At 63.5% G+C, this 8,782-nt stretch carries 8 protein-coding genes and 1 pseudogene; all 9 read right to left on the minus strand.

The genetic code is table 11. The features are described from left to right. Positions 1-544 (minus strand): annotated as a pseudogene (locus A2J01_RS22380) (RNA-directed DNA polymerase); the annotation flags it as partial. Between the two features lie 240 nt (positions 545-784). Next, positions 785-1,726 (minus strand): ABC transporter substrate-binding protein, encoded by a 942-nt coding sequence (locus A2J01_RS22385; RefSeq protein ID WP_003946000.1) that lies wholly within the window; start codon positions 1,724-1,726, stop codon positions 785-787. Positions 1,727-1,767: 41 nt separating this feature from the next. Next, the gene (locus A2J01_RS22390; RefSeq protein ID WP_047271865.1) at positions 1,768-2,475 is read right to left on the minus strand and encodes a class II aldolase/adducin family protein; all 708 of its coding nucleotides are present in this window, start codon (positions 2,473-2,475) and stop codon (positions 1,768-1,770) included. Further along, on the minus strand, positions 2,472-3,626 hold the full coding sequence (locus tag A2J01_RS22395) for an LLM class flavin-dependent oxidoreductase (protein WP_064113622.1): 1,155 nt from the start codon (positions 3,624-3,626) through the stop codon (positions 2,472-2,474). Before A2J01_RS22395 ends, A2J01_RS22390 begins: the two co-directional genes overlap by 4 nt. Then, positions 3,623-4,732, minus strand: a complete 1,110-nt coding sequence (locus tag A2J01_RS22400) for an LLM class flavin-dependent oxidoreductase (RefSeq protein WP_064113623.1) — start codon at positions 4,730-4,732, stop codon at positions 3,623-3,625. The genes A2J01_RS22395 and A2J01_RS22400 overlap by 4 nt, the downstream gene beginning before the upstream one ends. After that, positions 4,729-5,769: an ABC transporter substrate-binding protein gene (locus tag A2J01_RS22405; RefSeq protein ID WP_007735503.1), complete on the minus strand. Its 1,041-nt coding sequence runs from the start codon at positions 5,767-5,769 to the stop codon at positions 4,729-4,731. The genes A2J01_RS22400 and A2J01_RS22405 overlap by 4 nt, the downstream gene beginning before the upstream one ends. After that, complete coding sequence (locus A2J01_RS22410; protein WP_030537943.1) at positions 5,753-6,595, minus strand: ABC transporter ATP-binding protein; 843 nt, start codon at positions 6,593-6,595, stop codon at positions 5,753-5,755. The genes A2J01_RS22405 and A2J01_RS22410 overlap by 17 nt, the downstream gene beginning before the upstream one ends. Next, on the minus strand, positions 6,592-7,449 hold the full coding sequence (locus A2J01_RS22415; RefSeq protein WP_003946011.1) for an ABC transporter permease: 858 nt from the start codon (positions 7,447-7,449) through the stop codon (positions 6,592-6,594). The genes A2J01_RS22410 and A2J01_RS22415 overlap by 4 nt, the downstream gene beginning before the upstream one ends. A 4-nt stretch (positions 7,450-7,453) precedes the next feature. Beyond that, positions 7,454-8,506 (minus strand): NrtA/SsuA/CpmA family ABC transporter substrate-binding protein, encoded by a 1,053-nt coding sequence (locus A2J01_RS22420; protein ID WP_064113624.1) that lies wholly within the window; start codon positions 8,504-8,506, stop codon positions 7,454-7,456. Positions 8,507-8,782: the final 276 nt, after the last annotated feature.

An 8,782-nucleotide genomic window follows, 5' to 3' on the forward strand; every position in this document is an offset into this window, starting at 1 on the left:
GAGGGCTTCGACCACGGACAAATCCGTGTGCCGCGTCGTGCGGGGGCACCAGGTCGAGGATGCGGCGCAGGATCTTCCGCTGAATTTCGCGCAATCGGGGTTTCGGTACCTCGAGGAGGCGAGCGCCGGCCTTCTTGCTGATCTGCATCGGCCGGTAGTGGCGTAGCGGTCGGGGTTTCGTGCGGAGCCATTCCCCTCGGTCGGCGAACCACTCGAGTTCGGAGATCGTCAGATCCAGTGAACGAGCCAGGTCCACACTGGTGTTGTAGCGGGGAACGTCGAACCGCCACACCGAGGTTTCATTGGTGTCCAGTGAGAGAGGAACAGGCCGCAGGCGAGGTAGTTCGCGAAGCAATCGATACAGAGTCTGCGGTTCGAACGGTGGAGCGGGCATGAGGTCGAGAACGCGCACGGCCAGGAGCGTCGGGGAAACGCCGAAGACGGTTCCGAATGCCTCCTCGAGGCCGCTGAGGGTCCACGGAGCGTCAGCGGCCGCAACGGCCAGACGACGCGCCAACTCGGGATCGAGCTCGAAGTCACGCATGATACGACTCCGGGATGCGACGGGGCGGGGTGACCAAATCCTTTGTCCGGTGCGGCGGCAAGCACGCGGAGCGTGCCGAACGCCGGTGGACGCAGTATCCAATTCTTCTGGCCGACCCAGGGGTTACCCCTGAGACTGGTCGCGTGGACCAACTCTCACCCACGCGCCGCCGCATTCCTTCACAATGGCAGACCGTTCGGTATCTGTCACGTGTGAAGCGGATCTGTCAGGAGTGGGTCCTCAGATCGACGAACGATCCGAACCGACGAACTCGCTGATCCACGGCACGACTGCTTCGCGGACGGTGACCGCTTTCGGCAGTAGTCCGTTGCTCAGCAGGAGATCGGCCGCGCGCTGCTGCTCGTCCAGGAACTCGTCGGTGACAGGGTTGACACCGAAAGGGCGTCCGCGCAGTGCAGCTTCCCAGGCATCGAGGCTCGCGGACCCGCCACGCTTCTCGACGTCGTCGACGAAGACCTGGGCGGCTTCGCGGGGGTTGGCTTCGATCCAGGCGTCGGATTCCTGCAGGGCCTCGATGATCGCCTGGAGGGCCTCCGGGTTGGTATCCGCGAAATCGCGCCGGGTGAACCACAGTGAGGGGTGGCTGAAGAGTCCGTCGGTGGCGATCAGCGTGCGCAGTTCGTGGTTCGCTTCGATGTCCGTCAGCCCCGGGTACGCGCCAACCCAGGCATCGATGGTGCCGTCGACGAGGTCCGCTCCACCACCGCGTACGTCGGTGTCGACGGGGACGATGTCGGACCAGGTCAGCCCCGCCTGATCCAAGGCGAACAACAAAAGTGTGGTCTGCCACGATCCGTGCGCGATGCCGACGCGCTTGCCGCGCAGGTCCTCAACCGTGTTGATCTCGGACTCCGCCTTGACTACCAGGCGCCCGTTCTCCACACGTGGGCCGGAGATTCCGATGTAGACGAGATCGCGGCCCTGAGCCAATCCGGTGACGGGCGGCGTGAATCCGGTTCCGATCACGTCGTATCCGCCCTCCTCGAACAGCCAGTCCGAGTGCAGGGTCGGCAAGGCGTTCTCCGGGTTGACTGCAGGCTTGGCGGGAAGCTCACGCAGGTCCACCCACTCGACGTCCGGGAGACGACGTTCGAGGATTCCGGTGTGACGCAGAACGAACAGCGAATTGTTGTGTGGGAAGTATCCGACGCGAACGGTCATGAGATCTACGGTTTCCTGTTCTGAATCAGTGATGGGGGTGGCTAGATGAGGCCGCGTCGACGCGCCTCGTCGGCGAGTCCGCTACGGCCCCACTGCACGGCAAGGTTGGATGGATCGAATTCAACCGAACCGCCAAGGGATTCGGCGATCGCCTGGAACTGGGCGCCCTCCTCGAGGAGGACGACGAACTTCGCGAGGTCGAGCAACCCGCTGCGGCCGATGACGTTGACCCCGCCGTTGGCTTCGAAGATCGCCACCAGATCGGGATCGTGTTCGAGACGCTCGAGAATGAAATCGCCTGCAGAACGGGACCGATCGATGTGCGGCGGGATCTCTCGGGAGAGCGTCAGCCTCTGCGAAGCCGCATAGCGGATGGGTAGCGTCCGATGTGTCTGTGCCCAACCGCCGAGCCACGGTGTGTGGATGTGGACAACGCTGGTGATTTCCGGATGCTGACGGAAGACCGATGCGTAGCCGGTGACAAATCCGGCAGATCCGTTGCCGGACAGCACCTCTCCATCGAAGGTGGCGACAACCGGTGACACCGACGGATCGTTCGCCCACGGTCCCGGATCGTTCAGGGCGACCGCGATCTCCGTGCCGGGTACTCGTTCGACGAAGTTGACGGTCCCGTTGGCTGCAACCGTTCCGGTCTTGCGGAAGACGTCGAATGCCTTGTCCGCTGCTTTACGCGCCTCTTCGACGAATGCTGCGGTATCGGTGTCGAGTCGAGTTTCGGTGGTGGTCATCGAGTCTCCAGTCCAGAAGGTGTGATCGGGGTGCGCTGCAGGAGGGGAAGAACTTCTTCGCCGACGCGGTATGCCTCTTCGAGATGCGGGTTACCGGCGAGGATGAAGGCGTCGACGCCCAGTTCGCGCAGCTCGTCGAGTCTTTCGGCGACCTGCTCGTAACTGCCGACCAGTCCGAACGCCGGTCCGCCGCGGATGAGGCTGAAGCCGCACCACACGTTGGGTTGCACTTCCAGACCTCGGTAGCCGGTGATGTGTTCGGGTACCCAGCCTTTGATGCGGGCGGCGCCCACCGAGTCACCCTGGGCTGCACGGTCGGCGGCCCCCTTGTCGACGAAGGCCCAGCCTTTCTCGATCTCGGCCCACGCGGCTTCTTCGGTGTGCCGGGCTACGACGTCGATGCGTACGGCGAATTTCGGCGTGCGTCCCAGTTTGGCCGAGTTCTCCCGCACTCCGTCGATCTTGGCTCTGAGATCGGCGTACGGCTCCAGCCAGGAAAGGTAGTAATCGGAGTGCAGTCCGGCGGCGGCGACGGCTGCGGCCGAAGATCCGGAGAAGTACACCTCGGGAAACGGTTGGCCGGCCAGTCCGGTTGGCAGTGCGGCGCCGTGGGTTTGGAAGAAGCGACCGTCGAAGTCGAAAGGTTCGCCGTCCCACACACCCTTGAGGACATCGAGGAACTCGGACGTCCTGGTGTAGCGATCGTCGTGGTCGACTTTGTCGCCCCACCACAGCTGAGGCGCTCCGCCTCCACCACTGATGATGTTGTAAACCAGACGTCCGCCGGTTGCTCGCTGCAGACTGGCCGACATCCGCGCTGCCTGTACCGGGTGAAGGAACCCCGGTTGGAACGCAACCATGAAACGGTAGGTGGTGGTCTCGGCGGCCAACGCTGCTGCGGTCGCCCACGGATCCTCGGTCATCGGGAAAGACGGCAGAAGTCCACCGAGGAACCCTGCGGACTCGGAAGCCTTTGCCACCGCTGCCATGTGGTCGATGTAGCTGTATCCGTCCAATTCGCCGCCGCGGATCGCGGGAGCAATGTTGCCCGGCCCGTATCCACCGGCATCGCCGCGGTTGTAGCGACGCGGAGTACGCAGCGACGCGTGGTCGCCTTCCATCCCGATCCGCCAATAGAAATCGATGCTCATGCGGTGGCCTTCTCTTCTGTGGTGGCCTTCTCTTCCTTGCGAATCCGACCCTCGGGATCGACCAGGTGCAGGAGATGCTCGCCCGCCCGGTGCAGCTCTTCGATGTGTGGCCGACCGGACAAGACGAAACCGTCCACGCCGATATCGCGATACGACGACAATCGCTGCGCCACCTCCTCGTAGCTTCCGACGAGGCCGATACTGTGCTCGTAGCCGATGCGGTCGAATCCGGACCACAGGATGCCGCCCCGATCGATCTCGAGTGCAGCGGAATCGGCTTCTCTCAGTTGCCGTTCGACGCGAGCCCAGGCTTCGTCCGCTGTTTCCCTCGCGATGATCGGGATGCGCAGGACCTTCTCGACGGTCCTGCCGAGTTCGGATGCTCGGTCGTCGAGGGTGGTGATCCGTGTCGACAACTCGTCGCCGGCAAGGGTGAACTGATGGACATCGGCATGGTGGGCCGAGAGTTCCAGAGCTTCCGGTGAGTCCCCGGTCAGATGTACTCGGGGAAAACGGAGTCCCGACAAGATGCCTCGGAATCCGCCGCCGAGTACGTCGTAGTACTCGCCGTCGAAGTCGTAACCCGTGCCGCCGAATCCGCCGGGGAGAATCTGTTCCTCGTTCCACACACCGCGGGCGACGGTCAGGAACTCCGCGGCGCGCGCGTAGCGGTCGGCTCCTCGAACCGCATCACCGCGAGCTATGGCATCTTCAGCGTCAGTATCGACCTTCACTCGCCATTCGAGACGACCTGCCGACAGGCGCTGAAGTGTCGCCGACATTTTGGCGGCGTAGACGGGGGTGCCGAAAGTGGGGTGAAACTCCACGACCACTCGCGAATGACGCGTCTGACGTAGGGCGGCGGCTGCAACGATCCAGGACTCTTCGCCATTCGGATCGTACGGTGCAACAACGCCGTCGACGCCCGACAGTTCGGCGGCGAGAACGATCTGTGCCAATTCGTCGAAGGGCCCGAAGTTTCCGGGACGAACATCGGTCGCGACGGTAGTCGGTCGCTGCGGCCCGAAGCCGCCGCGACTGTTCAGTGCGGCCACCGCCCGGCGTCCGTCACCGCGAGACGGTAGCTCCCAGTAGACGTCCGTCATTCTGCTGTGCCCTTCTGCGCAACGAGGTTGCGTGCCTGTTCCAGTGGTTCGTGTGCCACCCAGGACTGCAGGTCGAAGTCGGCGGCAAGGAAGCCGTGCGCATACAGGAATTGTTTCTGCACGCCGAGCAGGTCCACACGCTCGTCAGACAGGCTCAAATGCAGTCCGGTGTGGAAGTTCTCGCCGTACGCTGCCACCACACCTTCGGGCCCCGACTGTGTTTCGGTCTGCAGAACGGCTCGGACCTCGTCGATGTTGGCTGCGGCCCAGTCCGCCGCTCTCAGGCTCTCGGCGAGGAAACCCACGACGATGTCCGGGCGTTGTTCGAGTAGGTCGGCATGAACTGTGATCGGTCGTGGGGTGCCGTTGTTGACGCGATCACGTAGCGATGCAGTGGAATCGAGATCGACGGCAACGGCGAGGCCATGTTCGCGGGCAACTTCCTGGGCGCGGGCACCCTTGACGTAGATGGCGTCGACGTCGCCGCGTAGCAGGGATTCGACGCCCCACGTCGTGTTGCGGGTGGACGAGGCGGTGCGGACCTCGGGGGCTGCCGTCGTCGCAACCTCGACGAGAGTGACGTCGGCAAAACTCAACTCGCCGAGTCGAAGTGCGGAGGCGAAGCCGTGCAGGGCCATGGCACGGGGGAAGCTCCTGGCCTGATCTGCCGCCCAGGCCGGGATGCCGATCCGAGCGCCTGCCAGAAGACCGGCTTCTCGGATGTCGGAGTCTCCGCGCACCAGGATTGCCTGGGCCTCGTCGATCCAGGTGAGCCCGATGAGCCTCGTCGGAGAACCACTGGCACGCGCGGCCAGTGCGGGGACGTTGCCGCCTTCGCGAATGAGTCCGGAGAGGTGGTGATCGAAATGGCGCACTGCCAATTCCGGTCCGGCATCTTGCAGTACGCCGAAACGCACTCCGGATTCGTTTGCCGTCCGGTCGAGCCAACCGAGACTGTTGGCGAGGCCGCTGGCGGTGGGAACGGGGCAGCGGGTGTACCAGAGTGTGTCGATTGCGGAATCAGCGATCAATGTCATGACTGTCCTGTCCGTCGGGGAAGGTGCGACCGACGCCGAGTTCCTTCAGGAAACTCGCTCGGTAGCGCAGAGATTCGGGATCGTTCCGATCGCGGGGGCGTGGCAGGTCGATGTCGACATCCACGGCAAACCCGCCCTTGTCGAGGATGAGCACACGGTCGGCAAGTCGTACGGCTTCGTCGACGTCGTGCGTGACGAGCAGTACTGCCGGACGGTGGCGGGCGACCAGATCGCCTACCAGGTCTTGCATTTGGAGCCGTGTCAGAGCGTCGAGGGCTGCGAACGGTTCGTCGAGTAGCAGCAGTTCAGGTTCACGGACGAGAGCGCGCGCCAATGCGACGCGTTGGGCCTCGCCGCCGGAGAGGGTGGCCGGCCAGGCGCGGTGCTTGTCCGCGAGGTTGACCTCGGCGAGTGCGTTGCGTGCATTGTCGGTCACCTGACGTGACCGTTTCTGTCCGACTGTGACATTGGCCAGAACTCGCTTCGACGGTATCAATCGCGGTTCCTGGTAGACGACCGTGCGGTCGCGTGGGACCAGCACATCACCGCTGTCCGGTGCTTCCAAACCGGAGAGCACTCGCAGCAGGGTCGTCTTGCCGGTGCCGCTGGGGCCGAGGAGAACGACGAACTCGCCGCGCGTGATCTCGAGGTCGATACCACCTAGAACAGTCTTGTCACCGAACGACTTACGCACTCCGGTGAGCGAGACCGCTACCGGTGATCCGGCACGTCGCTCGGCCGCGGTGGTGCCGGTCCGCTCACGGGCCGCCAACGGCGGCAGAGGTGCTTCGGTGGATGGCAGCGAGCCGATGGTTGTATTCGTCATCGCGCCACCGACAATCTCCGCCACGGCATGGAGTACCGCTCGATCAGTCTGACGATTGCGTCGAAGATGAGTCCCAGTGCCGCGTACATGACGATGCACAGAACCATGTAGTCGGTGCGGTTGTATTCCTGCGCCAGGGTGACCAGATATCCGATGCCCTCACGTGTGCCGACCTGCTCGGCGGCGATCAATCCGGTGATGCTGAGCGACAGGCAGATTCGAAGCCCCATCAGAACACCGGGGAGGGCGGTCGGAAGAATCGCTCCGAACACCAGTCGCCAACCCGTCAAGCCGAAACCTTGTGCCGCTTCCACCATCTTGCGATCGACTCCGCGCACTCCCAGGTAGGTGTACGCGTACATGGGGGCGACGGTCGCGACGGCGATCAGGACTACCTTGAAGGTTTCGTCGATACCGAACCAGGCGATGAACAACGGAACGAGCGCGAGGAACGGAACCGCGCGGTTGATCTGCATGGTCGAGTCGATCAGTTCTTCGCCGAGCGAGGAGAGACCGGACAGAACCCCGAGCACCAATCCGACGATCACACCGACCGAAACACCGAGTGCGGCACGTTGAAGCGACGCGAGACCGAAGTCGACCAACTGACCCGACTGGTACAGCTCGGCGAATGCCGTCCACACCGCCGGAGGTCCGGCCAGGATCTCTTCGCGGATCAGTCCGGTAGCGGATCCGATCCACCATCCGGCAACCAGCAGCGCGGGCACGAGGAAGCGGAGTGGGATCGAGACCCACTTGGGCCTGCTGCGATTGCGGCGGTAGCGGGGCGTTTCGAGTTGCGGATGCTCCACTGACGGCGACGCAGTTCGTGCGGGCCGGGTCAGCGTCACCATCGGGTCACTTCCCCTCGGTGGTGGGCGCTGCCGCTGCCGAACCTGCCACAGCACCCTGGAGGTCGAAGATCACGTCACTGCCCTTGATCGGCTGCTGGATCACCTTGTTGTCGGCGAACAACGTGGAGATCGATTCGAGGTCGGTAGCGTCGGCTGCAGTCGGGTAGCGGAAGTTTGTGATCTGGCCGCCCAGGGTGATCGCGTCGTCGAGTCGCTGTCCGGAGAGTGCGCGCGGACCGGTCTGTTCGAAGACGTTCTCGAATGCTGCCGGGTCGGCCTGCTGCTTCGCGGTGAGTTCCTGGGTGACCTCGAGGAACTTCTGGACCACCTCGGGATGCGCTTCGAGTACTACGGTGCGGCCGGCGATGATGGTGCTGTCCACGGAGTCGATGCTCGCCTCGGTTGCGATCTCGACCGCGCCCTTGGCCTTGGCCTCCTGATACGGAATCAGGAACGATGCCCACGCGTCGACCTGCCCGGTGGAGAACGCCGACGCCGCGTCAGCCTGTTGCAGCGGAACACGTTCGACGGAATCGATCGGCACTCCGGCCTGTGTCAGAGCCTTGAGCGTGATGTACTCGCCCTTGCCTGCAGGGTTGACGGCAATGCGTTTGCCGGCCAGATCTGCGACGGTCTTGATGCCGGACTCCGGTGTGGCGATGATGCCGGCCTGGTCCTTGTTGTACGGGTCGGACGTGGCGAAGATGCGGACACCCACGTCCTTGGACAGTGCGCCGACGACGGGACTGTATGCGCCGGTTTGGATGTCGAGTTCACCGCTGTTGAAGAGTTTGAGGTTGGAGCTGAATCCCGGTGTGGTCTTGACCCATTCGATCTTTGCGCCCAGCGGTGCCAGAGCCTCGTCGTAGGTTCCGTCACGCTTGCCGACGGCGATGGCACCGGAGTTTCCGGGATCGAAGACCTTGAGCGTGAAGTCTGCGCTGGAATTGCCTGCGGCGCTGTCGGAATCGGAAGACCCACACGCCACCGCCAACCCGGCCAGCGGGATCATGGCGAGCGCAGCGGCAGCTCGTGGCAGTCGGCGGAAGCGGGACATGTATGTGGCTCCTTCAGGCGTTGAATCGTCAGAACTGACGACGATGACGCTATTGGGTGCCTGTCCGTTTTACCCCCGTTTGTTTTCTGGAGATTGGAAATCTTGACAACATCGGAAGTCTGTTCATCTGGGCTTTTGTAGGTCCACGTTCGGTTCCTTTCCATCTGATGGAAAGGATGGCCGGACTGCTGGGTCCGTGTTAGCGTCCGATTCTCAGGTCGATCAGGCCACAGCGAAAGGATCGTTCGTGACGGACGCACGCGGCGCGGGAGTTCA

Origin of the sequence: Rhodococcus sp. EPR-134 (genome assembly GCF_001647205.1) — a bacterium.
GTDB lineage: Bacteria > Actinomycetota > Actinomycetes > Mycobacteriales > Mycobacteriaceae > Rhodococcus_F > Rhodococcus_F qingshengii.